The 24,388-nt window shown below is 74.2% G+C and carries 20 protein-coding genes; 5 read left to right on the top strand and 15 right to left on the bottom strand.

Features of this window, described 5'->3' with window-relative positions; translation table 11 throughout:
• The first annotated feature begins 2 nt into the window (after positions 1-2).
• Positions 3-1,610 carry an acyl-CoA synthetase gene (locus tag WIS52_RS16320; protein WP_349299108.1) on the top strand — a complete coding sequence of 536 codons (1,608 nt, stop codon included), beginning with the start codon at positions 3-5 and terminating at the stop codon, positions 1,608-1,610.
• Between the two features lie 51 nt (positions 1,611-1,661).
• On the opposite strand, the gene WIS52_RS16315 is transcribed toward WIS52_RS16320, so the two are convergent.
• Genes WIS52_RS16315 through WIS52_RS16295 form a run of 5 tightly spaced genes read right to left on the bottom strand, consistent with a single transcriptional unit; the run spans position 1,662 to position 7,160 of the window.
• Positions 1,662-2,345 (bottom strand): SIMPL domain-containing protein, encoded by a 684-nt coding sequence (locus tag WIS52_RS16315; RefSeq protein WP_349299107.1) that lies wholly within the window; start codon positions 2,343-2,345, stop codon positions 1,662-1,664.
• Entirely contained in the window at positions 2,342-4,351 is a 2,010-nt protein-coding gene (locus tag WIS52_RS16310; protein WP_349299106.1) for a prolyl oligopeptidase family serine peptidase, read from the bottom strand. The genes WIS52_RS16315 and WIS52_RS16310 overlap by 4 nt, the downstream gene beginning before the upstream one ends.
• A 14-nt stretch (positions 4,352-4,365) precedes the next feature.
• Positions 4,366-5,148 carry a putative hydro-lyase gene (locus tag WIS52_RS16305; protein ID WP_349299105.1) on the bottom strand — a complete coding sequence of 261 codons (783 nt, stop codon included), beginning with the start codon at positions 5,146-5,148 and terminating at the stop codon, positions 4,366-4,368.
• On the bottom strand, positions 5,145-5,903 hold the full coding sequence (locus WIS52_RS16300; RefSeq protein WP_349299104.1) for a LamB/YcsF family protein: 759 nt from the start codon (positions 5,901-5,903) through the stop codon (positions 5,145-5,147). Before WIS52_RS16300 ends, WIS52_RS16305 begins: the two co-directional genes overlap by 4 nt.
• 18 nt (positions 5,904-5,921) lie before the next feature.
• Positions 5,922-7,160, bottom strand: a complete 1,239-nt coding sequence (locus tag WIS52_RS16295; RefSeq protein WP_349299103.1) for an NRAMP family divalent metal transporter — start codon at positions 7,158-7,160, stop codon at positions 5,922-5,924.
• 109 nt (positions 7,161-7,269) lie between these two features.
• On the opposite strand from WIS52_RS16295, the gene WIS52_RS16290 reads away from it, so the two are divergent.
• Complete coding sequence (locus WIS52_RS16290; RefSeq protein WP_349299102.1) at positions 7,270-7,971, top strand: GntR family transcriptional regulator; 702 nt, start codon at positions 7,270-7,272, stop codon at positions 7,969-7,971.
• A gap of 233 nt (positions 7,972-8,204) precedes the next feature.
• Here WIS52_RS16290 and WIS52_RS16285 read toward each other — a convergent pair whose 3' ends face one another.
• From WIS52_RS16285 to ppc, 4 genes are all read right to left on the bottom strand, one after another.
• Positions 8,205-9,089, bottom strand: a complete 885-nt coding sequence (locus WIS52_RS16285; protein WP_349299101.1) for an rRNA methyltransferase — start codon at positions 9,087-9,089, stop codon at positions 8,205-8,207.
• Between the two features lie 83 nt (positions 9,090-9,172).
• Positions 9,173-9,424 (bottom strand): hypothetical protein, encoded by a 252-nt coding sequence (locus WIS52_RS16280; RefSeq protein WP_349299100.1) that lies wholly within the window; start codon positions 9,422-9,424, stop codon positions 9,173-9,175.
• 121 nt (positions 9,425-9,545) lie between these two features.
• Positions 9,546-9,791: a hypothetical protein gene (locus WIS52_RS16275; RefSeq protein WP_349299099.1), complete on the bottom strand. Its 246-nt coding sequence runs from the start codon at positions 9,789-9,791 to the stop codon at positions 9,546-9,548.
• Between the two features lie 71 nt (positions 9,792-9,862).
• Positions 9,863-12,634 carry a phosphoenolpyruvate carboxylase gene (gene ppc, locus WIS52_RS16270; RefSeq protein WP_349299098.1) on the bottom strand — a complete coding sequence of 924 codons (2,772 nt, stop codon included), beginning with the start codon at positions 12,632-12,634 and terminating at the stop codon, positions 9,863-9,865.
• Positions 12,635-12,865: 231 nt separating this feature from the next.
• Here ppc and WIS52_RS16265 point away from each other — a divergent pair, with 231 nt between their 5' ends.
• Positions 12,866-14,890 carry a beta-galactosidase gene (locus WIS52_RS16265; protein WP_349299097.1) on the top strand — a complete coding sequence of 675 codons (2,025 nt, stop codon included), beginning with the start codon at positions 12,866-12,868 and terminating at the stop codon, positions 14,888-14,890.
• 255 nt (positions 14,891-15,145) lie between these two features.
• On the opposite strand, the gene WIS52_RS16260 is transcribed toward WIS52_RS16265, so the two are convergent.
• The 5 genes from WIS52_RS16260 to WIS52_RS16240 all read right to left on the bottom strand — a co-directional run bounded on the left by WIS52_RS16260 (position 15,146) and on the right by WIS52_RS16240 (position 19,339).
• The gene (locus tag WIS52_RS16260; protein WP_349299096.1) at positions 15,146-15,430 is read right to left on the bottom strand and encodes an HPr family phosphocarrier protein; all 285 of its coding nucleotides are present in this window, start codon (positions 15,428-15,430) and stop codon (positions 15,146-15,148) included.
• A 195-nt stretch (positions 15,431-15,625) separates the two neighbouring features.
• Positions 15,626-17,137, bottom strand: a complete 1,512-nt coding sequence (locus WIS52_RS16255; RefSeq protein WP_349299095.1) for a PTS fructose transporter subunit IIC — start codon at positions 17,135-17,137, stop codon at positions 15,626-15,628.
• Positions 17,134-17,583 carry a PTS sugar transporter subunit IIA gene (locus WIS52_RS16250; RefSeq protein ID WP_349299094.1) on the bottom strand — a complete coding sequence of 150 codons (450 nt, stop codon included), beginning with the start codon at positions 17,581-17,583 and terminating at the stop codon, positions 17,134-17,136. The genes WIS52_RS16255 and WIS52_RS16250 overlap by 4 nt, the downstream gene beginning before the upstream one ends.
• Positions 17,580-18,527 carry a 1-phosphofructokinase gene (gene pfkB, locus WIS52_RS16245; RefSeq protein ID WP_349299287.1) on the bottom strand — a complete coding sequence of 316 codons (948 nt, stop codon included), beginning with the start codon at positions 18,525-18,527 and terminating at the stop codon, positions 17,580-17,582. Before pfkB ends, WIS52_RS16250 begins: the two co-directional genes overlap by 4 nt.
• 50 nt (positions 18,528-18,577) lie before the next feature.
• A complete protein-coding gene (locus tag WIS52_RS16240; RefSeq protein ID WP_349299093.1) occupies positions 18,578-19,339 on the bottom strand; it encodes a DeoR/GlpR family DNA-binding transcription regulator in 762 nt (253 codons plus the stop codon).
• Between the two features lie 100 nt (positions 19,340-19,439).
• Between WIS52_RS16240 and WIS52_RS16235 the strand changes: the two genes are divergently transcribed.
• The gene (locus WIS52_RS16235; protein WP_349299092.1) at positions 19,440-21,122 is read left to right on the top strand and encodes a phosphoenolpyruvate--protein phosphotransferase; all 1,683 of its coding nucleotides are present in this window, start codon (positions 19,440-19,442) and stop codon (positions 21,120-21,122) included.
• A gap of 430 nt (positions 21,123-21,552) precedes the next feature.
• On the top strand, positions 21,553-23,448 hold the full coding sequence (locus WIS52_RS16230) for a DICT sensory domain-containing protein (protein ID WP_349299091.1): 1,896 nt from the start codon (positions 21,553-21,555) through the stop codon (positions 23,446-23,448).
• A gap of 52 nt (positions 23,449-23,500) precedes the next feature.
• On the opposite strand, the gene WIS52_RS16225 is transcribed toward WIS52_RS16230, so the two are convergent.
• Positions 23,501-24,346, bottom strand: coding sequence for an alpha/beta fold hydrolase (locus WIS52_RS16225; RefSeq protein WP_349299090.1), 846 nt, complete (start codon positions 24,344-24,346; stop codon positions 23,501-23,503).
• Positions 24,347-24,388 lie beyond the last annotated feature (42 nt).

Genomic DNA, 24,388 nt, shown 5'->3' with positions numbered 1-24,388 from the left:
CCATGAGCGAGCAGTTCAGTACGCAGACGACCGCGGCGATCGACCGGGCTCGCCGGCACTCCCTCGGCGACCTGCTGCACCGCACCGCGATCCGGTACCCGGACAAGCTCGCCCTGGTCGACGGCGAGCACCGCTGGAGCTTCGCCGAGTTCGACGCCGCGGTGAACCGCTGCGCCGCCGCGCTGGCCGACCGGGGGCTGGCGAAGGGTGACCGGCTCGCGCTGCTGTCGCACAACTGCCGGCACTTCGCGGTGCTGGTGTTCGCGACCGCCCGGCTCGGCGTGGTGCTCGTGCCGATCAACTTCATGCTCGGCCCCGAGGAGGTCGCCTACATCCTCGACCACTCCGGGGCCACCGCGCTGGTCGCCGAGGACGTCCTGGCGCCGACCGCGGAGAAGGCCCTCGCGCAGTCCGCCGCGCCGGCCCGGGTCCGTGGCTGGATCGGGCCGTCGGGTGCCGGCGCGACCGGCGAGTGGGAGGACGTCGAGACCTGGATCGCGGGGGACACCGATCCCGGCGAGCCGGACGTGCACGTCACCGACGACGATCCCCTGCGGCTCATGTACACGTCCGGGACCGAGTCCCGGCCCAAGGGCGTCATGCTGTCGAGCCGCTCGCTGATCACCCAGTACGTCTCCTGCACGATCGACGGCGGGATGGCGCCCGACGACGTCGAGCTGCACTCGCTGCCGATGTACCACTGCGCCCAGCTGGACGTCTTCTTCTGCACCGACGTCTACCTCGGCGCGACCAGCATCGTGCTCCCCGCTCCGGACCCGGCGACCGTGCTCGCGACGATCGCCCGGGAGAAGGTCACGAAGCTGTTCTGCCCGCCGACCGTGTGGATCTCGCTGCTGCGCCACCCGGACTTCGACACCGCCGACCTGTCCAGCCTGCGCAAGGGCTACTACGGCGCCGCCGCGATGCCGGTCGAGGTGCTGCAGGAACTGTCCCGGCGGCTGCCCGACGTGGCCCTCTGGAACCTCTACGGGCAGACCGAGACCGCCCCGCTGGCCACCCTGCTGCCCCCGCACGAGCAGCTCAGCCACGCCGGATCCGCGGGCCGGGCGTCGCTGAACATGGAGACCCGGGTGGTGGACGACTCGGGTGTCGAGGTCCCGCCCGGCGAGATCGGCGAGATCGTGCACCGCGGCCCGCACATCACGCTCGGCTACTACCGGGACGAGGAGAAGACCGCCGAGAGCTTCTCGGGCGGCTGGTTCCACTCCGGCGACCTCGGTGTCATGACCGCGGACGGCTACCTCAGCGTCGTCGACCGCAAGAAGGACATGATCAAGACGGGTGGGGAGAACGTCGCCTCCCGTGAGGTGGAGGAGGCCCTCTACCTGCTCGACGGCGTCGCCGAGGTCGCCGTCTTCGGCGTCAGCCATCCACACTGGATCGAGGCGGTCACCGCGGTCGTCGTCCCGCGCGACGGCGTGACGCTCACCGAGGAGCAGGTGCGTGCGCACGCGAAGGCGCGCCTCGCCGGCTATAAGCGCCCCAAGTACGTCGTGTTCGCCGAGTCCCTGCCCAAGAACCCGAGCGGCAAGATCCTCAAGCGGGAGCTGCGGACCGCGCACGCGGACCTGGGCGCTGCGCACCCGTGAGTGGTTTTCGTGGTCAGGGCCACGAAAACCACTCACAGGTGGCGCAGCCGCCTACACGACGAACTCGGCCTCCACGGTCGCCCGGATCGTGACGTCGTCCGGTTCGAGCAGCGCGCCCAGCCCGTCGTCGGACTCGGATGCGCCGCCGGCCGCCGGGGCGGCGAGCGACCGCGCGACGGCGAACGGCGCCGGCCGGCCCTCGAGCAGGCCGACGTCGGCGATCGACCGGGGCCGGACCGTGCCGAGGTCGAGCGCGTCGGCGTAGTCCTGGGCGCGTTCCCGGGCCTGCCGGACCGCCTCCTGACGGGCCTCGCGCTCCAGCCCGCGCCGGTGGTCGTCGGCGAGGTCCCAGCCGATCCCGCGGACTCCCACACTCCCGACGCCGTTCAGGGCCGACAGCCAGCTCCCGAGCCGGGCGACGTCGTCGAACTCGACCGACACCGACACCGACGCGTGGTGGATCGGCGGGCGCGGACGGCCCCGGTGCGAGGGCTGCTGGACCGAGGTGCGGACCTGGTCGACGACGATGCGCCGGACCGGCCCGGCCTCCGGGTCGTGCCAGGCGCGCACGTCGGCGAGGACGGAGGCGGAGTCGGCCTGGACCTGGGACCGCACCGGCCCCGGCTCGGGCCCCTGGGCGTGCACCACCAGCTGCGCGGTGCCGCGCTCGGCCGGCACCTCGCGCTCGTGCTCGCCGCGGACCCGGATCACCACCTCGTTCCCGGTCTCGTTCACGACGCAGCCTCCAGCCGCTCCCACAGGAACGCGTAGGCCAGCGCCGCCATGTGCGCGGCCTGCTTGTTGTCCGCGGCGCCGCCGTGCCCGCCCTCGATGTTCTCGTAGTAGGTGACGTCGTGCCCGGCCTCGATGAGCGCCGCGGCCATCTTGCGGGCGTGCCCGGGGTGCACCCGGTCGTCGCGGGTCGAGGTCAGCAGGATGACCGGCGGGTACTGCGCGTCGGCGTCGATCAGGTGGTACGGCGAGAAGGTCCGGATGAACTCCCAGTCCTCGGTGTCCGGGTCGCCGTACTCGGCCATCCAGGACGCGCCGGCGAGCAGGTGGCTGTAGCGCTTCATGTCCAGCAGCGGGACCTGGATGACGACCGCGCCGAACAGCTCCGGGTACCGGACCAGCATGTTGCCGGTCAGCAGCCCGCCGTTGCTGCCGCCCTGAACCGCCAGGCGGGACGACGTCGTGATCCTCCGGTCGACGAGGTCGCGCGCCACGGCGGCCATGTCCTCGTAGGCCCGGGGCCGGTTCTCCCGGAGCGCGGCGCGGTGCCAGCGTGGGCCGTACTCGCCGCCGCCGCGGATGTTGGCCACGGCGTACACCCCGCCGCGGTCCAGCCAGGACCGGCCCATCCCGCCGGAGTAGCCGGGCGTCAGGGCGATCTCGAAGCCGCCGTAGCCGTAGAGCAGGGTCGGCGCGGTCCCGTCGAACTCCAGGTCCTTGCGCCGGACCAGGAAGTACGGGACGCGGGTGCCGTCGTCGCTGGTCACGAAGTGCTGCTCGATCACGTGCCGGTCGGCGTCGAAGAACGACGGCGCGCTCCTGAGCGTCTCGGGCTGCTCGCCGATCGTGGCGATCGCGAGCGTGGCCGGGGTCAGGTAGTCGGTGACGGTGAGCCAGACGTCGTCGTTCTCGTCGGCGTCCACCGCGGACACCCCGATGCTGCCGAACTCGGGCGCGCCGGTGAAGGGCCGGCGAGCCCAGCCGTCCGCGCCGGGGGTGAGCACGGTGAGGGTGTTGACGACGTCGGTCAGCACGTTGAGCACCAGGTGGTGCCGGGTCCAGGTCCAGCCGGCCAGTGAGGACGACGGGGTCGGCGCGAACAGCACCTCCCAGCTCGGCGTGCCGGCCAGGACGTCGTCGAACCGGGCGGCGAGCAGCGAGCCCGCGGTGAAGGTGTCCCAGTCCTCCCGGAGCTCGAGCAGCAGCCACTCGCGCTCGACGTCGGTCGTCGCCGAGTCCGGCACGTCGATCCGCCGTAGCTCGTCGCCGTCGACCAGGTAGGTCTCGTTCGAGTAGAAGGCGAAGGCGCGGCTGACGAAGTCCCGCTCGAACCCCGGCGTCTGGTCCCGGTACGCATGGACGACCATGTCGTCCGGCTCGGCGGAGAAGACGAGCTCGGCCTCGGCCAGCGGGGTGCCGCGCCTCCAGCGGCACACCGTGCGCGGGTAGCCGGAGCTGGTCATGGTGCCCTCGCCGAGGTCGGTGCTGACCCAGACGGTGTCCCGGTCGATCCAGCTCAGCCCCCCCTTGGCCTCCGGCCGGAAGAAGCCGTCCGGCACCCAGTCGAGCCGCTCCATGTCGAACTCGCGGGTGACGTCGGCGTCGGCGCCGCCGCGGGACAGGTCGATCAGCGCCCGGTCCAGGCTCGGGCGCAGGAACCGGGCGCCGTGCCAGACCCAGTTCTCGCCCTCGGCCTCGTTGAGCGCGTCGACGTCGAGCAGGACCTCCCACTCGGGTTCGGCGCTGCGGTAGCTCTCCGGGGTGGTCCGGCGCCACAGCCCTCGCGGGTTCCGCTCGTCCTGCCAGAAGTTGTAGTAGTGCTCCCCGCGCTTGGTGACGTACGGGATCCGCGCGCGCGCGTCGAGCACCTCGCGGATCCCGGACTCCAGGCCGGCGAAGGCCGGGGAGCCGGCCAGCCGCTCCTCGGTGCGGGCGTTGTGCCCGGAGACCCACTGCAGGGCCTGTTCGCCGGTGACGTCCTCGAGCCAGGCGTGCGGGTCGTTCGTCATGCCCCGATCATGTCTCAGATCCGGTGGTCGGTGTCCCGCGAGTCGGTGATCAGCATCATCCCGGGCTCGTGGGTGATCGCGAACGGGAGCCGCGACGCGAGCACCGCGGCCTGCGGGGTCACCCCGCACGCCCAGAACACCGGCACCTCGCCGTCGGCGACGGGTACCGGGTCGCCGTAGTCGGGCCGGTCCAGGTCGGTGATCCCCAGCAGGCCGGGATCGCCCAGGTGGACGGGGGCGCCGTGCACGGCCGGGTAGCGCGCGGTGACGGACACCGCGGTGTCGACGAGCTCGGCCGGCACCGGGCGCATCGACACCACCAGCGGTCCGGACATCCGTCCGGCGTCCCGGCACGGCCTCGTCGTCCGGTACATCGGAACGTTGGTCCCCTTCTCGATGTGCCGCACCGGGACTCCGGCGGCCAGCAGGGCGTCCTCGAAGGTGAAGCTGCAGCCGATCAGGAAGGAGACCAGGTCGTCGCGCCAGTACCCGGTGACGTCCGACGGCCGCTCGGCCAGTTCGCCGTCGCGGTACACCCGGTAGCCGGGCAGGTCCGTCCGGACGTCCCCCGCCAGGAGCGGGCCGGACACCGCACCGTCGGAGAGGACGTCGAGCACCGGGCAGGGGGCCGGGTTGCGCTGGGCGAACAGCAGCACGTCCCAGGCATACTCGCGGGGGACGGCGATCAGGTTGGCCTGCGTCCAGCCGGCGCACCACCCGGAGGTGGGGGTGGACAGGCCGTCCCGGAACCGGGCCCGGGCGTCCGCCGGCGCGAGGGCCGCGGTACTCGTGCTCATGCGAACGGCGCGATCTCGACGCCGGCCCCGGCCAGCCCGGCCCGGACCGCCTCGGCCATCGCGACGGCGCCCGGCGAGTCCCCGTGCACGCAGGCCGACTCGGCCCGCACGGCCACGTCGGTGCCGTCGACGGCCCGGACGACGCCGTCGGTCAGCATCCGGACCAGCCGCTGCGCCGCCGCGCCGGCGTCGTCGAGCAGGGCGCCGGGCTCCCGGCGCGGCACCAGCCCACCTTCCGGGGTGTACCCGCGGTCGACGAAGAACTCCGGCACCGCGCGCAGTCCCGCCTTCTCCGCCGCGACCAGCAGCTCCGAGCCGGGCAGCCCGAGCACCGGCAGCGCCGGGTCGTAGGCCCGCACGGCCTCCACGACGGCGGCGGCCTGCCCGGCGTGCGTGCGGGTGGCGTTGTAGAGCGCGCCGTGCGGCTTGACGTAGCGGACCCGGCTCCCGGCCACCCGGCACAGCGCCTCGAGCGCGCCGATCTGGTAGAGCACGTCGTCGGTCAGCGCCGACGGCTCGATGTCGACGAACCGCCGGCCGAACCCGCGTAGGTCCGGATAGGACACCTGCGCGCCGACGACGACACCCGCGTCGGCGGCCCGCGCGGTCGTCGCCCGCAGCGTCGAGGGGTCCCCGGCGTGGAACCCGCACGCGACGTTGGCCGAGCTGACCAGCCCGAGCATCGCGTCGTCGTCGCCGAGGGTCCACTGTCCGAAGGACTCGCCGAGGTCGGCGTTCAGGTCGATCCGTGCCATGGCTGTGATCCGCTCCGATCAGGCGAAGAGCTTGCCGATGTTCTCCGCGACGAACTGGTACCCGACGAACAGCGTCACGAGCCACCCGAGCACGCCGATGCCGAGCAGCCAGCGCGGGTACCGGTAGCCGCGCAGCAGGTCGCGCCGGCGCCACGCGACCCAGAGCAGGATCGTGAAGCCGATCGGGAGGATCAGCCCGTTGAACGCCCCCGCGAAGATCAGCAGCGTGACCGGCGTGGTGCCCGCGACCAGGAAGACCACGGTGCTGACCGCGATGAACCCGATCGTCAGCAGGTTGGTGGTGCGCGCCGGGGTGTCCTTCGAGGTCAGGAAGGACACCGAGGTGTAGGCGGCGCCGATCACCGAGGTGATCGCCGCGGCCCAGAGGATCACGCCGAACAGCCGCAGCCCGACCTCGCCGGCGGCCGCCTCGAACGCGGTCGCGGCCGGGTTCTCGCTGTCGGCCAGGCTCACCCCGCCGGCGACGACGCCGAGCACGGCCAGGAACAGCACGATCCGCATCACGCCGGTGACCAGGATGCCCTGCACCGAACTGCGCGCGACCGCGCCGGCGTTCTCGGGGCCGGACAGCCCGGAGTCGAGCATCCGGTGCGCGCCGGCGTAGGTGATGTAGCCGCCGACGGTGCCGCCGATCAGGGTGGTGATCGCCAGCCAGCTGATCTCGTCGGGGAGCACGGCGTTGCGCAGCGCGTCGCCGACCGGAGGGCCGGACACCAGTGCCACGTAGGTGGTCAGCGCGATCATCAGGACACCCAGCACGACGACGATGCGGTCCAGCGCCATCCCGGCCCGCTTGATCGTGAAGATCGCGATCGCGAGCAGGGCCGAGAGCGCGCCGCCGATCATGGGGTCGAGGCCGAGCATCGCGTTCAGGCCGAGTCCGGCGCCCGCGACGTTGCCGATGTTGAACACCAGGCCGCCGACCACGACCAGCGCGGTGAGCAGCCAGCCGGCGCCGGGGGCGACCTTGTTGGCGAGCTGCTGGGCGCGCATCCCGGAGACCCCGACGACCCGCCAGACGTTCATCTGGATCGCGATGTCCACCAGGATCGACACCAGGATCGCGAAGGCGAACGCGGCACCGAGCTGCGCGGTGAAGGTCGTGGTCTGGGTGATGAAGCCGGGTCCGATGGCGCTGGTGGCCATGAGGAACATCGCGCCCAGCAGGGCGCTGCGGGTCCCGGCCCGTGTCGTGGCTGCCCGGGTGGCGCCGCCCTGGTTCGTGTCCTCGCCCATCGCTGCGTCCTCTCGGTGCATCCGAGTCGTGCGGATCGAGCGAGTGTGAAGGATTGTTCTACGATCCTGCAATCCCACACAGGGACATTCTTCGTTAGGATCGTGTGTCGTGACCGAGTCGAACCCCTCCGTGCAGGACGCGCTGGCCTCCCTGGCCGCGACGAGCACGGTCGTGGTTCCCGCCTCCGAGCGCGTCGCGGACCGGATCCGGGCCGAGGTCGCCGAGGCGCGGCTGCGGGTCGGTGCCCGCCTTCCCGAGCAGGCACTGGGCGAGGCCCTGCAGGTCTCCCGGAACACCGTCCGCGAGGCGCTCTCCCAGCTCGTCGCGGAGCGGGTGCTCGTCCGGATCCCGAACCGCGGGGTGTTCGTCGCCCGGCCCGAACGGGTCGACGTCCGGGACGTCTACTCGGCCCGGCTGGTCATCGAACCGGGTGCGGTCCGCTACGGCGAGCGGGTGGCCGACCCGGCCGCGCTGGCCGCGGTGGCCCGCGCCGTCGACACCGGCCGGAGCGCGGCCGCCACCGGGGACTGGGTCGGGGTCGCCGCCGCGAACCAGCACTTCCACCGGGCCGTCGTCGCCTTGGCCGGGAGTCCCCGGCTGGACCGGGAGATGGGGCGCCTGCTGGCCGAGATGCGGCTGGTCTTCCAGCGCATGCCCGGGGTGCGGGAGTTCCACGAGCCCTACCTGACCCGCAACGGCGAGATCGCCGAGCTGCTGGCCGACGGCGCGATCGAGAAGGCCGCCGACGAGCTCGCCCGCTACCTCGTCACCGCCCGCGACCAGCTCCTGGACGCCTACGCCCGGCTCTGAACCCACCCGTGCTCAGGGCTCCGTCCCGCGCACCCCTCGATTCCCGGCCCGGCACCCGCGCGACGGTGCCGGGCCGGCACGACCGAGCCGCAGCCGGTGCCCGCTCCGCACGGTCGATCCGGGTCGGCGCCCGCGCGACCCGCGGTCGAGGGGCACACGAGAGCAGTTCGATCTTGCGGAGACGACCCTCACGTGCCCCCGGCGGGTCCGCCCGGGCGAGCGGTAGGTGGCGGCTACCGCACGTCGCCGGCCCGGATGAGGACGGCCGACCGGTGCCCGGCTCGCACGCGTTCCCGCGCCCGGACTCCCGGCGGGAGCGGCACCGACCGGCCCCGGCCGACCGCGACGATCACCGCGTCGGGGGCGAGCACCGTCGCGACGGCCCGCACGAACGCGGCGACCGGCGCGATCCAGGCCCCGGGGTCGTCAGCAGCCGGGCGGCCGACGACCCGGCCGCCGGAGGCCGGGCGACCGCCGGAGACCGGGCCACGGGCGCCGCCGTCGGAGAGCGGGCTGCCGGAGTGCGGGCCGCCGGGGAGCGGGCCGCGGGCGACCGGACCACCGCGCTCCGGGCCGCCGGTCGCGGTGTCCCCGGCCCACGAGGTCTGCCGCCCGTGCGGCAGGTCCGCGAGCACGACGTCCGGTGCGAGGTCGCCGAGTGCGGCCCGGGTCGCGACCGGGTCCAGCGCGTCGGCCACCCCGACCGTCCACACCGGAGCGCTCGCGGGGCGCAGGGACCGTGCCGCCGCGGCGGCATCGACGTAGGCAGGCTTGCCGTAGCGGGCCGCCAGCGCGTCCAGCTCGGCGGCGCGGGCGGCGGGCCCGGTGGAGGAGAGCAGTCCGAGGTTGCGTCTCGCCAGGTCCAGCGGCTCGTCGTCGACATCGGTCCCCGCCAGCGCCCGGATCCCCGGGGAGAGCAGGCCGAGCACGGTCAGCGTGCCGCCGGCCCCGCAGCACGGGTCCCAGACGGTCACCGGGACATCGGTGCCCAGGTGCGCACGGGCCCGCCCGAGCAACTCGACGGTCAGCCGTACCGGCAGTGTGGGGCGGCCGGGTGCGGAGACCAGTACCGCGTCGAGGCCGGCGTGGTTCGCGGCCGGAGCGTGGCGGTACTGCACGCAGGATAGTCTCCCCGACGGGGATGATCACGCGTGTGGAGCGGTGCGTGCGGGACGCGCACGCACCGCTACACAACCGTCGATCACATGGTCCGCCGGTGCAGCCACCAGATCAGGCCGCCGATGAGGCCGGCCGCCACCAGCAGCGCGGCGACGACCTCCGTGCCGACCGCACCCACCAGGAAGCTCAGCGGGAACGCGCCGACCAGGGCGACGATCAGCACCAGGGCGACGACCCGCCGGGTCGCGGGCCGGCTCGGCCCCGGGGTGTGCTGCTCCGGCTCGTGGTCGTCGAGCCGGTCGTGCTCCAGATCGTGCTGCGGTCGCGGTTCCATGCCCGATTCGTACCCGCTGTCCCGGCTTCGCGCACCTGCCGGCCCCGGGCACCCGAATTCTTCCTGCCCGCCACGAGGCCCTCGACCGTCGGCGACGTCCGCGCTCGACCGCGGGCTCCGGTCAACCGGTCCGCTCGAGCAGCCAGAACAGCAACCAGACGACGGACCCGGCGGCCACGATCAGCGCGGCGATGACCATCGGCCCGGCGCCGCTGTGCACCAGGGGCCGGAAGGCGGCCGTCAGAGCGATGATCACCACGGCGGCCAGCGTCCAGACGATGATTCGACGGGTCGGCGGCCGGCCCGGTCCGGGGGTCTCCTGCTCGTGCTCCTGCTCCATGTCCGGTTCGTACCCGGTGCCCGACATCGACGAAACCGTCGCCGGCCGGGTCCGCTCGTCGGGCACGGTGTGCGGCGCCCGGCATCCCGTGTCGCCCACTAACCCGTGTTCTTCATCCCCGCGGCGATCCCGTTGATCGTCAGCAGCAGCGCCCGCTCCAGGTCCGGATCGGGCTCGCCGCCGGCGGCCCGGCGCTGGGCGAGCAGCTCGACCTGCAGGTGGTGCAGCGGCTCCAGGTAGCCGTTGCGCACGCTCAACGTGTTGCGCAGCACCGGATGCCGGGCCAGCAGCTGGGACTCCCCGGTCACCGCCAGGAGCTCCTTGCGGGTCAGCTCGTGCTCGGCGCGGATCTGCTCGAACAGCCCCTGGCGCTCCGGGTCGACGAGTGCCGAGACGTAGTTCGACGCGATCCGCAGGTCGGTCTTGGCCAGCGTCATCTCGACGTTGCCGATCAGGTTCCGGAAGAACGCCCAGGACCGCATCTCGGCGAGATCCTCGGCGTAGCCGGCCTCCCGGGCGGCGCGCAGCCCACTGCCCAGGCCGTACCAGCCGGGCACCACCATCCGGGTCTGGGTCCAGCCGAACACCCAGGGGATCGCGCGCAGGTCGTCCAATGTGGGCTCGCCGTCGCCGGGGCGCTTCGACGGGCGGGACCCGACGTTCAGCCGGCCCAGCTCCTCGACCGGCGTCGCGTCGGTGAAGAACGCGGGCAGGGCCGGGTCGCCGACCAGCGTCCGGTAGGTGTCGGTGGCCGCGGTCGCGACGCAGTCCATCACCTCGTCCCACCGGGCGAGCTTCTCCGCGGGCCAGCGTGACGCCTGGTGCAGCAGCGAGGCGTCCAACATGGACGCCAGCAGGATCTCCAGGTTGTCGTGCGCCAGGCTGGGCAGCGAGTACTTGTCGGAGATGACCTCGCCCTGCTCGGTGAGCTTCATCGTCGCGTCCACCGACCCGAACGGTGCCGACGCGATGGCCTCGCCGGCCGGACCGCCACCCCGGCCGACCGAGCCGCCGCGCCCGTGGAACAGCCGCAGCCGGACGCCGTGCTCGGCGGCGACGTCGCGCAGCTGGCGCTGGGCCCGGTGGATCTGCCACTGCGACGCCGTGATCCCCGCTCCCTTGTTGGAGTCGGAGTAGCCCAGCATGATCTCCTGCAGGTCTCCGCGGTTGGTGACGTGCCGGCGGTAGCCCGGATCGGACAGCAGCCCGTCGAGGAGCTCCCCGGCCCGGGACAGCTCCTCGACCGTCTCGAACAGCGGGACCAGGTCCAGCGACGAGCGCGGATTCTCGCTCCCGATCTCGAGCATGTAGGACTCGCGGGCGAGCACGGCGACGGCGAGCAGGTCGTCGACGTCGCGGGCCATCGACACGATGTAGGTCCGGGCCACGTCCTGGCCGAACTCGTGCTGCAGCGCGTGCAGGGTATCGAAGGTGTCCAGCACCCCGGCCGCCGCCTCCGGCACGCCGTAGTGCCGCCGGACCAGCGGGCGTCGCCCGCGCAGTTCGTCCGACAGCAGCGCGCGGCGCTCCTCGCGGGTCAGCGAACCGTAGGGCTTCTCCAGCTCGCCGATCTCGTCGAAGATCGCCCCGAGCGCGTCGTGGTGCTTCTGCGAGTGCTCCCGGACGTCGAGCTCCATCAGGTGCAGCCCGAGCGCGCGGGCCGAGCGCAGCGTCCGGGCCAGGGTCCCGTCGGCGATCCGGGCGCCGCGGTGTGCGCGCAGCGACCGGTCGACGACGGCGAGGTCCGCCAGGTAGCCGGCCGACCCCAGGTAGTCGGTGCCCTCGACGTGCTCGCCGCGCTCGGCGATCCGGCGCCGGGTGTTCTCCAGCCGGGCCTGCACGTAGGACAGCTTGAGCCGGTACGGCTCGTGCGCGTTCAGCCGGATGAAGCGGTCGTGCACCTCGGGTAGCGCGCGCCGGTCGCGGGCCAGCGAGCCCCGCAGCTCCTCGGACACCCCCATCACCCGGGTGGAGATCGACAGCTCGGCGATCAGCTGCTCGACCAGGTCGTTCTGGATCCGCAGCGCGCGGTCGGCGTTGAGGCCGAGCACCTCGCGGGTGACGTCCGGGGTGACGTTCGGGTTGCCGTCCCGGTCGCCGCCGACCCAGGAGCCGAGCACCAGCGGGCGGGCGTCGGCGGGCACCTCCAGGCCGGCGGCCGCGGCCTCGACGGCGAACTCGTCGAGCAGGTCGGGCACGGTGCGCTCGCCGAGGCGGGCGGCGAACCAGGCGATGTTGCGGGCCTCGTCGATCACCATCGGTTTGCCCGGGCGGATGTCGTCGGTCTGCCAGAGGAGGTCGACCAGCGCGCCGACCTCGGTGTCCGACGCGCCCCGGTCCAGCGCGACGACCACCCGGCGCAGGATCCCCAGCACCGACTGCCGGGTCGACTCGGTGGGGTGCGCGGTGAACACCGGGCGCAGCTCGGCGCGGGACAGCACCTCGGCGACCTCGTCCGGGTCGGCCTCGGCGGCCAGCCGCCGCAGCACCGTCCGCAGTGGACGGGCGTCGGCCGGGCGGAGCTCGCGCAGCTCCCGGGACCGGTGCAGCTGCTCGGCGACGTTCGCGAGCTGGAAGTACTGGGAGAACGCCCGGGCGAGCAGCACGGCGGTCCCGGTGTCGACGCCGTCGAGCAGTCCCGCGACGGCGTCCGGCCCGGCCTCGCCGCGGGCCGAGTCCCGCGCCCGGTGCCGCACCTGCTCGACCAGCTCCAGGATCTCCGGCCCGGCCTGCTCGGACAGGGTCAGCCCGAGCATGGTCGACAGCCGCCGGATATCGGCCCGCAGCGCCTGGTGCTCGGACTCGCTCACCACCCCGGAGTGCGCGGACAGCGAGTCGGGGGCCAGCTCGGCGCCGGCGGTGTCGGTCACGGTGCGCTCCGTCCTGCCGCGGTGCGGCGGGGGTCGTGGCGAAGCCGCTCGCGTCGTCGGGAACGGAGGTCGTCGGAGCATCGTCTCCCGGCCCACGGTGCTCGGCCATTCGTGGCCGGACCCGAAACCAGCGCGTCACATCGATCAGATCCGAACAGCACCGCACACAGCCGCACAGAAAGCGTGCACACTGACCGGATCGACGACGACCGTGACCGGAGGGACCGACCTATGAGCCGCTGGCTGCGCCGCACGGACGCCGGCCGCACACCCCGCCTCGAGTTCGGGGCCGACTACAACCCCGAGCAGTGGCCGCGCGAGACGTGGACCCGCGACGTCGAGCTGATGCGCGACGCCGGGGTCACGATCGTCACCGTCGGCGTCTTCTCCTGGGCGCGGCTGCAGCCCGCCCCGGACGTCTGGGACCTCGGCTGGCTCGACGACGTCCTGGACCTGCTGCACGAGAACGGGATCGCCGTCGACCTCGCGACGGCGACGGCGTCCCCGCCGCCGTGGATGCACCACCGCCACCCGGAGATCCTCGCCGTCGACGCCGATGGCCGGACGCTCTGGCCCGGCGGCCGCCAGCACCACCGGCCGACGTCGCCGGTGTTCCGCCGCTACGCCCTCGACCTCGTCGAGAAGATGGCCCGCCGCTACGGGGAGCACCCCGCGCTGGCCGCCTGGCACGTGTCCAACGAGCTGGGCTGCCACGACGTGCACGACCACTCGCCCGACGCCGAGCACGCCTTCCGGATCTGGCTGCGCGAGCGCTACGGCGACCTGGCCGCCCTCAACCACGCCTGGGGCACCGCGTTCTGGTCCCAGCACTACGGCGACTGGGCGGAGATCCGCACCCCGCGCCGGACCGGGCCGGGCACCCATCCGAACCCCACCCAGCAGCTGGACTTCGCCCGGTTCTCCTCCGACGCGCTGCTGTCGCACCTGCGCGCCGAGCGTGACCTGTTGCGGTCACTGACCCCGGACGTCCCGGTCACCACCAACTTCATGGTGATGGGCGAGACGAGCGGGATGGACTACGCGAGCTGGGCGCCCGAGATCGACATCGTGTCCAACGACCACTACGTCCACCCCGGACCGTCCGCGCGCGACGAGCTGTCGTTCTCGGCGAACCTCACCGGCGGTCTGGCCGGCGGGGCGCCGTGGTGGCTGATGGAGCACTCGACGTCGGCGGTGAACTGGCAGCCGGTGAACCGCGCGAAGCGGCCGGGCGAGCTCGCCCGGGACTCGCTGACCCACCTGGCGCACGGCGCGGACGCGATCTGCTACTTCCAGTGGCGCCAGTCCGCGGCCGGCGCGGAGAAGTTCCACTCCGCGATGCTGCCGCACGCGGGGTCGGACTCCGCGCTGTTCCGCGCGGTCCGCGACCTCGGGGCGACGCTGCGGGAGCTCGCGCCGGTCGCCGGGGCGCACCGGGTGCCGGCGCGGGCGGCGATCCTGTGGGACTGGCCGTCGTGGTGGGCGGCCGAGCAGCCCTTCACGCCGACGGCCGAGCTGCGCTACAAGGCCGAGGCGCTCGGCTGGTACCGGGCGTTCCTGGACACCGGGGTGCGCGCCGACGTCGTACCGGCCGGGTCGGAGCTCACCGGCTACGAGCTGGTCGTGGCGCCGGTGCTGCACGTGTTGCCGGCCGAGCGGGCGGCGGAGCTGGCCGCCTTCGCCGAGGGCGGCGGGCACCTGGTCACGACCTACTTCTCCGGCATCGTGGACGAGAACGCGCACGCCGTGCTCGGCGGCTACCCGGGTGCGCTGCGTGAGCTGCTGGGGGTCCGGGTCGAGGAGTTCGCCCCGCTCGACCCGGGAGCCACCGTGCTGCTCGACGACGGCTCCACCGGCGACCTGTGGAGCGAGCCGGTGCGGGTCGTCGGTGACGACGTCGAGGTGCTCGCCGGCTACACCGGCGGCGGCTCCGACCCGGGGGCCGCGGACCTGACCGGTGTTCCGGCGGTGACCCGGCGCGCGATCGGCGCGGGTGGTTCGGCGACCTACGTCTCGACCCGGCTCGCCGACCGCGCCCCGCTGCTGCGCCGGCTGCTCGACGCCGCCGGCATCGTCCCGGAGCTGCCCGGCGAGCTGTGCGGCCGGGTCGAGCTGATCCGCCGCGAGGGCTTCCGCTTCCTCGTCAACCGGACGGATACCCCGGTCGAACTGGCACCCCTCGGCGAGATCGAGTCCCTCGCCGGCCTGCCCACGACGACCCTGCCCCCGCGCGCGGTGACGGTCCTGCGCGACTGAGTCCCGGCCTCTTCCACCCGTCCCGGCCGCGGTCCTCATTCCCCGGCCGAGTGGCACACCTCGTGTGCGCCGGGCCGGTCCGGCGCCACGGGGTGTGCCACTCGAGCGGGGTGCGGCCCGTCCGCCCCGCGGTGTGCACCCGCCGGGCCGATGCTCGATCGCCTCGGGGCGCCTGATTCGGCGAGCGTCCCCGCGGTGCGAACGGCCCGCCCCGCGGATGTGCGGGACGGGCCGGTCACGTGGACGTGCCCGGGATCAGGCCGGGGTGGCGTCCAGGTCCTGCGCGAGGAGTTCGGCCAGCGCGGTCACGGCGGCCTCGCCGTCGGCGTCGTCGGAGGAGGTCAGCACGACCTCCTCGCCGGACTGCACGCCGAGACCCATCACGGACAGGATCGAGGCGGCGTCGACCGGGTCGCGGTCCCCGCTCGCGGGGCCGATCCTGACCTTCGCGGGCTGCTGCTTGGCGGCGGTGCAGAACAGGTTGGCGGGGCGGGCGTGCAAGCCCACGGACGAACCGACCTTCACGCGGCGCTCGGCCATGGCGGTGCTCCTTCTGTCTCGATGCCGGCACGCGGGCCGGCGGGGTCTGCGGGACCAGCGGGGTCTGTGGGGTCTGTGGGTTCTGTGGGGTCTGCGGGATCCGACTCATGACGCTTTGGTTCGGTATCACCGAACTAAAGCGTCATGAGTCGAGATCTGGGATGGGAGCCGGCCGGGTCCGGAGCGCGGCGCGGCTCAGCCGGCGACGGGCGCCGTGGCCGGGGCGGCACCGGCGTCGGCGGTGGCCTCGGGCGTGCGGCGTGCGCTCTTGAGCGCGATGACCAGGAAGGCCGACACCAGCGTCCCGGCGACGATCGCCAGCAGGTAGGCGAACGGGTTCCCGATCAGCGGGACCACGAAGATCCCGCCGTGCGGGGCCCGCAGGGTCGAGCCGAAGGCCATCGACAGCGTCCCGGTCACCGCGGAGCCCGCCATGATCGACGGGATCACCCGCAGCGGGTCGGCGGCGGCGAACGGGATCGCACCCTCGGTGATGAAGGAGGCACCCAGCAGCCAGGCGGCGCGGCCGTTCTCCTGCTCCGGCTTGGTGAACAGGTTCTTCCGGACCACGGTGGCCAGCGCGAGCGCCAGTGGCGGGACCATGCCGGCCGCCATCACCGCGGCCATGATCATCAGGGCGGTCTCGGAGCCGGTGGACAGCCCGGCGACGGCGAAGGCGTAGGCCGCCTTGTTCACCGGCCCGCCCATGTCGAAGGCCATCATCAGGCCGAGCAGCGCGCCGAGCAGCAGCGCGTTGGTGCCGGACAGGCCGTTGAGCCAGTTCGTCAGACCGGTGGTGGCGGCCGCGAGGGGCTGGCCGACGACCAGGAACATGATCGCGCCCACGACGGCGGTACCGATCAGCGGCAGCACCAGCACCGGCATGATCCCGGCCAGTGCGCGCGGCGGCTGCCACAGCTTGAGCCCGTAGATCACGGCGCCGGCGAGCAGGCCGGCGACCAGGCCGCCGAGGAAGCCCGCCCCGGTCTGGACGGCGATCATGCCGCCGACGAAGCCGGGGACCAGCGCGGGGCGGTCGGCGATCGCGTAGGCGATGAAGCCGGCCAGCACCGGGACCAGGAACCCGAAGGCCAGTCCTCCGATCTGGAACGACAGCGCCGCCCACGAGGTCAGCGAACCCGGGTCGAACGACAGGACCGAGACGTTGTCGTCCCCGATCGCGACGATGTCCGGGGCCTCGGTGATCTGGTAGCCGCCGAGTGCGAACCCGAGCGCTATCAGCAGGCCGCCCGCGGCGACGAACGGGATCACGTACGAGACACCGGTCATCAGCCAGCCGCGCAGCTTCGACCCGAAGCCGGTGCCGAACGACTTGACGGCCATGTCCCGGTCGTCGTCGGCCGGTGCGCCCCCGGCCGCGGCCGGGGTCCCCTTCGGCTGCGCGGTGGCCTTGGCGACGGCCTGCTCGACCAGGCCCGCGGCCCCGCCGATGGCCTTCTTCACCGGGCTGGTGATCGTCGGCAGGTGCGCGAACCGGTCCTTGTCGCGCACCTCGACGTCGGCGGCCAGGATGATCGCGTCCGCCTCGGCCAGCTGCTCGGCGGTGAACGGCGTGGACCCGGCCGAGCCCTGGGTCTCGACCACCATCTCGTGGCCGGCCTCCTCGGCGGCGACCTCGAGGGCCTCGGCGGCCATGTAGGTGTGCGCGATGCCGGTCGGGCACGCGGTCACGGCGAGGAGCTTCATGCCCCTACCTCCTGCTGGATGAAGGACGCGACGGCGGCCGGGTCGGTGGCGCCACGGAGCTCGCCGGTGAAGGACTTCCGGACCAGGCGGCGGGCGAGCGCGGCCAGCACGGTCATGTGGTCGGTGTTGCCGCCCTCCGGCGCCGCGATCATGAAGACGAGGTCGGCCGGGCCGTCCTCGGCGCCGAAGTCGACGCCGGAGCTGCTGCGCCCGAACGCCAGGCTCGGCTCGGTGACGGCCGCGGACCGGCAGTGCGGGATCCCGATCCCGCCCTCGAGGCCGGTCGGCATCTGGGACTCGCGGGCCTCGATGTCGGCCAGGAAGGTGTCCAGGTCGGTGACCCGGCCGGCGTCGACGAGGCGCTGGGCCAGCGCGGCGACGGTGGACTTCCGGTCGCCCGACGGCACGTCGAGGTCGACCAGATCGGCGGTGATCAGAGCGGTCATGCGGCATCTCCGGTGAGGGCGAGGGTGACGTCAGGGGTGGGTGCCAGCTCGACGTCGTCGATGTCGACGTCGGCCGGGCCCGGCGCGGCGGAGCCGGGCAGGCGGCAGGCGGCGGCCCCGTAGGCCACGGCCTGTCGCAGGGCGTCCGGCCCCTCCCCGCCCGCGGCCAGGAACCCGGCCAGGGTCGAGTCGCCGGCGCCCACCGTGCTGCGCACGGTGATCGGTGGGGTCCGGGCGTGGTACTCGCCGGACTTCTCGACCAGCAGGGCGCCACCGGCGCCCAGGCTGACCAGGACCGCGCCGACCCCGCGGGCACGCAGCTCGCGGGCGGCCAGCAGCACGTCGCCGACGCTGTGCAGCGTGCGGCCGACGAGCTCGGCCAGCTCGGCGTGGTTGGGCTTGAGGAGGTCGGGCCCGGCGGCCGCCGCGTGGTGCAGCGGCGCGCCGGAGGTGTCGATCGCGATCCGCAGCCCGGGCCGGCGGCACCGCCGCACGAGCTCGGCGTGGAAGTCGTCGCCGACCCCGGCCGGCAGCGACCCGCAGCTGACCAGCCAGGTCGCCCCGGCCCCGAGGGTGCGGGCCCGCTCCGCGAGCGCCTCCGCCTCGGCGGCGGTCAGCTCCGGTCCCCGCTCGTTGATCTTCGTCGTGACCCCGTCGGGTTCGGTGAGGGTCAGGTTCGTGCGGGTCGCCTGGCCGATCGGGACGGTCACGGTGGTGACGTCGGTCGGCTCCAGCAGCGCGGCCAGCCGCTCGCCGGGGGTCATCCCGGCGGGAAGCAGCGCGACCGCGCGGTGTCCGGCGGCGGCCAGGGCCCGGGCGACGTTCACGCCCTTGCCGCCGGGGTCGACCCGGACCGCGGTGGCCCGGTGGATCTCGCCGCGCACCAGGTGCGGCAGCTCGACGGTGCGGTCCAGGCTGGGGTTGGGCGTGACCGTGACGAACAGGTCGGGCCGGCTCCCGGCGCCGGGGTTCGCAGTGCTGGGATTCGCAGTGCTCATGCGCGCACCACCTTCGGTCCGGCGGCCTCGAGTGAGGCCGCGTCGGCCTCGGCGAGGCCGGTGTCGGTGATCAGCGTGTCGATCTGGTCGAGGGTCCCGAAGCGGACGAACTGGTCGGCGCGGAACTTGCCGGCGTCGGCGAGCACGATCGCCCGGCGGGCGGCGTGGATCATCGCCCGCTTGGTCGCGCCCTCGTCCGGGTCGGGAGTGGTCAGCCCGCGCTCGGCGGAGAAGCCGTTGGTGCCGAGGAACGCGATGTCCACGGTCAGCCCGGCGAGGACGCCGGTCGCCCACTCGTCCACAGTGGCCAGCGTGGTGCCGCGCACCCGGCCGCCGAGCAGGCGCAGGTGCACGTTCGGCCGGCCGGCCAGCGACGACGCGATCGGCAGCGAGTTGGTGACGATCGTGAAGTCCCGCTCCCGGGGCAGCGCGGTGGCCAGCCGGGCGGTGGTGGTGCCGGCGTCGAGCAGCAGTGTCGTGGCGGTGCGCAGCTCGGCGACGGCGGCCTTGACGATCCGCTCCTTCTCCGCCCCGGCCTGGGTGTCGCGCTGGCCCACGCCGGGTTCGAAGTCGAGCAGGTCGGACGGGATGGCGCCGCCGTGCACCCGGCGGACCAGGCCCTGGCGCTCCAGGGTTCCCAGGTCGCGCCGGATCGTCTCGGGAGTGACGTCGAGCTCGTCGGCAACGGCGGCCACGTCGACCCGGCCCCGGTCCCGGGTCCGGTCGAGCAGCCACTGCTGACGCTCCGCTGCGTACATCTTTGTTCGCTCCCGTTTCGATGCTTGCTTGTGTCCGAGTATGTGGGTTCTACTGTGTTTGTCAAGATGCGGGTCACGCCGGAGTCACCCAGGAGCCGTCATGTCTGTCGAAAGCACCCCCCGCGTCCTCAGCGGGATCCCCGCGAGCCCCGGCCGGGCGGGCGGCCGCGTCGTCCGGGTCGCCGAGCCGCCGGGTGAGCCGGCCGCCGGGCCCGCACCCGCCGACCGGGCCGTCGAGGCCGCGCGGATCGGACCGGCCGTCGACCTGGTGGCGCAGCGGCTCACCGCGCGCGCCGCGACCGTCGAAGGCGACGCGCGGGAGGTGCTCGAGGCGACGGTGACGATGGTCGGCGACCCGTCGCTGCTGGAGAAGGCACAGGCGCTGGTCACCGACGAGGGCCGGCCGGCCCCGCGCGCGGTCTGGGAGGCCGCGAACGGCTTCGCCGAGATGCTCGCCGCGATGGGCGGCTACATGGCCGAGCGCGCCCGCGACATCCACGACGTCCGCGACCGGATCGTCGCCGAGCTGCTCGGGCTGCCCGCCCCCGGCGTCGCCGATCTGGACGCCCCCGCCGTCCTGGTGGCCACCGATCTGGCTCCGGCCGACACCGCGGGCCTGCGGCCCGGCGTCGCGCTCGCGCTGGTCACCGAGCAGGGCGGGCCCACCAGCCACACCGCGATCCTGGCCCGGTCGCTGGGGATCCCCGCCGTCGTCGGCTGCGCCGGCGCGACCGCGCTGTCCGACGGCGACGCGATCGTCGTCGACGGCGGCACCGGTGAGGTCCGGGAGACCGCGTCGCCGGAGGAGGCGAGCGCCGTCGTCGCCGTCTCCGCGGTGGCCGCCGACTGGGACGGCACCGGGCGGACCGCCGACGGGCACGTCGTCGGGCTGCTGGCCAACGTCGGTGACGGCCCCGGTGCGACGAAGGCGGCCGCCGACGGCGCCGAGGGCGTCGGGCTGTTCCGCACCGAGCTGGCGTTCCTGTCCGCGACCGAGGAGCCGTCCGAGGCGCGCCAGCGGGAGATCTACGCCGCGGTGCTGTCCGCGTTCGACGGCCGCCCGGTCACCGCCCGCACCCTGGACGCCGGCGCGGACAAGCCGCTGCCCTTCCTGTCCCTGGACGGCGAGCCCAACCCGGCGCTGGGCGTGCGCGGCCTGCGGATCGCGCGGGTCCCCGGCGGTGGCGGCCGGGACGGCGCGGGCGTGCTCGACCGCCAGCTCGCGGCGCTGGCCGCGGCGGCCGACGACACCGGCGTCGACCTGCGGGTGATGGCGCCGATGGTGTCCACCGCCGAGGAGGCCGGCTGGTTCGTCGAGCGCTGCCGCGCGCACGGCATCGCGCGGGCCGGCGTCATGATCGAGGTCCCGGCGGCGGTGCTGACCGCCGACGAGATCCTGCGTGAGGTCGACTTCGTCTCGGTCGGCACGAACGACCTGGCCCAGTACCTGTTCGCCGCGGACCGCCAGTCCGGGCCGGTCGCAGCGCTGAACGACCCCTGGCAGCCCGCGTTGCTGCGGTTGCTCTCCCAGCTCGGTGAGGCCGCGGCCCGCACCGGCACCCCGGTCGGTGTGTGCGGGGAGGCGGCGGCGGACCCGGCGCTCGCCCCGGTGCTCGTCGGCCTCGGCGTCGCGAGCCTGTCGATGGGGTCCGGCGCGCTCTCCGGGGTCGGTGCGGCGCTGGCCGGGCTCACTCGCGAGCAGTGCCGCGAACGGGCCCGCGCCGCCTCGGCCGCCCCGGACCCGATCGAGGCCCGCCGGGCCGTGACCGCCCTGAACACCTGACCCAGGGCTCGTGCCCCCCGCCCCCCGACCCCACCCGCCCACCACCCCGCCCACCACCGACTCATGACGCTTCAGTTCGGCATGGCCGAACCAAAGCGTCATGAGTCAGGTGAGGTGGGGTCCGCGTGGCGAGATGGATGTCGTCCGTCCGGGTGGCGGTGGCCACCCCGCGTGGGCCGCGTCCGGGCGTCCGGGGGTCGCTTTCCGCTCTGGCCTGCGCCATCCGTGCGGGGGTGGCCGCTCGTCGTCAGGGACGACGCGTTCACCGTGGCCGATCGCCCCGCAGGGTCACATCCACCGCTGGTCGCAACGGCCCGTGGACCCGGCGGAACACCCCTGCCCCCGGTTGCCGTGATCCACCCAGGGTTGTTGGGTCGTCACATGGCGTGGCCGCTGCCGCGACCGTCCCGCCACCGTGAGGAGCCAGGGCATGACGACCGCCGCGAGCGAGGGGCCCCTCGCGCACGCCGTCCGGGTCGCCTCCGAGGAGGCCTACGTCGAGGGGCTGGCCGAGGCCGGCCGCGAGGCGTACGACCGGGCCTCGGGCGCGCGGCCGGAGCCGGCGTCGAAGCGGCTGCTGGTGCACCTGTCGCACTCGATCGAGCGCGCGGTGATGTCCGCCCAGCGTGACGACCCGACCGTCGTCGTCGCGCTGTTCCAGCGGCTGGCCTTCTTCGACCGCGAGCGCGAGGTCTACGCCCGGATGGCCGAGGCCGGGATCCACGTCGTCGTCGGGTTCGTGGACGGGCTGGCGCACGACGTGCCCGAAGGCATCCACCTGGTCACGCTGCGCCCCGACGAGCCGCTGGCCGACGAGTGGACCGTCGTCGCGGTGGGGCCGCGGGCCGGTGCCTTCCTGGTCGCGACCGACCAGCACGCCCGGGACCCGCGCGAGTCGGCGATCGAGGCAGGCCGGGTGTTCCTGGGTCGGTGGGGGTATTCGCAGGCGCAGGCCGGCAGCGAGCTGGCGCGGCTGCGGTTCGCGCTCGGTGACCGGCTCGACGAGTCGCTGCGCCGGACCGTCGACGACCTGCTGGCGTCGTCGATGCCGTCCGGCGGGGCGCCCGCCGCGTCCGCGGGCACGCCGGGGGAGGCCTGGGCCACCGCCTCGCTCAACCACATGATCGACCGGATGCTCTCGGCCCGGGCCGGCACCCGCGAGCTGCGGGCCCAGCTCGCCGACGCCCAGCAGGCCGCCGCCGCGCGCGCCGCCGCCGAGATCGACCCGGTGAGCGGGCTGCCGACCGGTGAGGTGCTGCAGCGCTGGACCGGGCCCGCGGGGCCGGAGACGCTGCCCGTCGGAGTGCTGCTGGTCGACGTGCCGGGCATGGTCGGCGACCAGGTCGGTGGCGACGACCGGACCGCCTACTTCGCCGCGCACCAGATCGCGGCGGCGCTGACCCAGCCGCTGGGCCCGGTCGACGCGGCGGTGCGGCTCTCGGAGCGGGAGTTCGCGGTCGTCGTGCCGGGGTCCTCGCTGCGGCACCTGGCGGCGCTCGCCGACCGGGTCGGGGAGCAGCTGGAGCTGGCCTCACAGGGCTACCCGGGGGTCCCGCTGCGCGGCCGGGTCGCGGCGATGGTCACCCGCACCCGTCCGCTGCCGGTCGCGGACCTGCGGGCCGCGCTGGCCCACCTGCCCGCCGACGCCGGCCCCCGCGACGCGGGGCCGGTCGACGCCGGACGCACCCCCGCCGGGGAGCGGATCATCGTCGCCGGGACCGCGCTGCAGGCCGCGGGCGGGCCGGCCGGACGGGGTCTCGAGCACCGCGTCGCCGACGGGTACGGGGCCGGCCCGGCGAACGGTCACGCGCCCGTCACCACCGGGCCACGGCGGGACACGGCCGGGCCGCGCCCGTCCTCCGGGGCCGGGGCGCACCGGGACAGCGGCCAGGGCAACGGCACGTCGGGGCTGGCCGGCGCGTCGTGGCCGCCGAGCTCGCCGGTGGACCGGTCGGCGGTGGCTCCGGACCAGGGGGCGCACGCGCCGGCTCCGCAGCCGGCGCCGGAGCGGCCGTCCGGCCACCGGTCCGCGTCCGGCCCCCAGCCGTCGCCGGGGCCCCGGTCCGCACAGTCCACACCCGACTCCGACCGGGCGTCGTCGCTCCGGCCGCGCCCGTATCTCGACGCCGGCGGCCCGCCGGTACCGCCGGCCCGGCCCGCGGATCCCGACCGGCCGGGACAGCCGGACCCGCAGGCCCAGGAGGCGCTGCGACGGCTCGTCTACGGCGACGCCGACGGCCCGTCCGGCGACCCCCGCGCCCGCGGCGACGTGTTCGCCGACCTCTCCGACCAGCGGGGTCCGGGAACGAACGGGCACCGCGGCTGATCCGCGGCCCGCACCGGCCGGGGCGGGCTCGACGAACCCGCCCCGCCTACGGTCAGCTCGCGAGGAAGTCGATCAGCACGCGGTTGAACTCGTCGGCGTGCGTCGCGTTGAGCCCGTGCGGGCCGCCCTCGATCAGCGCCAGCCGCGAGCCCTTGACGGACTCGTGGGACCGCTTCCCGGAGACCTCGAACGGGACGATGCCGTCCGCGTCGCCGTGGATCACCAGGGTGGGGACGCCGGCGTCGGAGACCTTCTGCACGTCGTCGCGGAAGTCGGTGCGGCCGAACGCGGTGATGCAGTCCAGGGTGCCCTTCGGCGAGGCGAACTCGGCGATCGAGCGGTGGTACAGCCGGTTCGGCTCGCTGATCAGGTCGCTCCGGTCCCCGGCGGTGAAGAAGTTCGTCGTGAAGTCCTCGAGGAACGCGATCCTGTCCCCGGTCACGCCGGCCTGGAACTGCTCGATGGTGGCGTCGTCCAGACCGCCGTCGGGGTTGTCGTCGGACTTGTACAGGTAGGGCGGGACCGCGGCGGCCAGCACGGCCTTCGCGACCCGGTCGGTCCCGCGCTTCGCGATGTAGCGCACGACCTCCCCGCCGCCCATCGAGAAGCCGACCAGCGTGGCGTCGCGCAGGTCGAGGTGGATCAGCAGGGCGTGCAGGTCGTCGGCGAAGGTGTCGTAGTCGTAGCCGTCCCACGGCTGCGAGGACTCGCCGAAGCCGCGACGGTCGTAGGTGATCACGCGATGGCCGGCCCCGACCAGGGCCGGCACCTGCTTCTCCCAGGAGCGTCCGGACAGCGGCCAGCCGTGGATCAGGACGACGGGCGGCCCGCTGCCCTGGTCGGTGTAGTGGATCTCGACCGGGTTGCCGTTCTCGGTGCCGATGCTGAGCTGGGGCACGGTTGCTCCTTCCGCAGGGGCGTCGATCGTGTGCGACCGATC

Source organism: Pseudonocardia nematodicida (assembly GCF_040105385.1).
In the GTDB taxonomy this organism is placed as follows: Bacteria; Actinomycetota; Actinomycetes; order Mycobacteriales; family Pseudonocardiaceae; genus Pseudonocardia; species Pseudonocardia nematodicida.
This window is presented reverse-complemented; position numbering and strand designations above follow the sequence as displayed.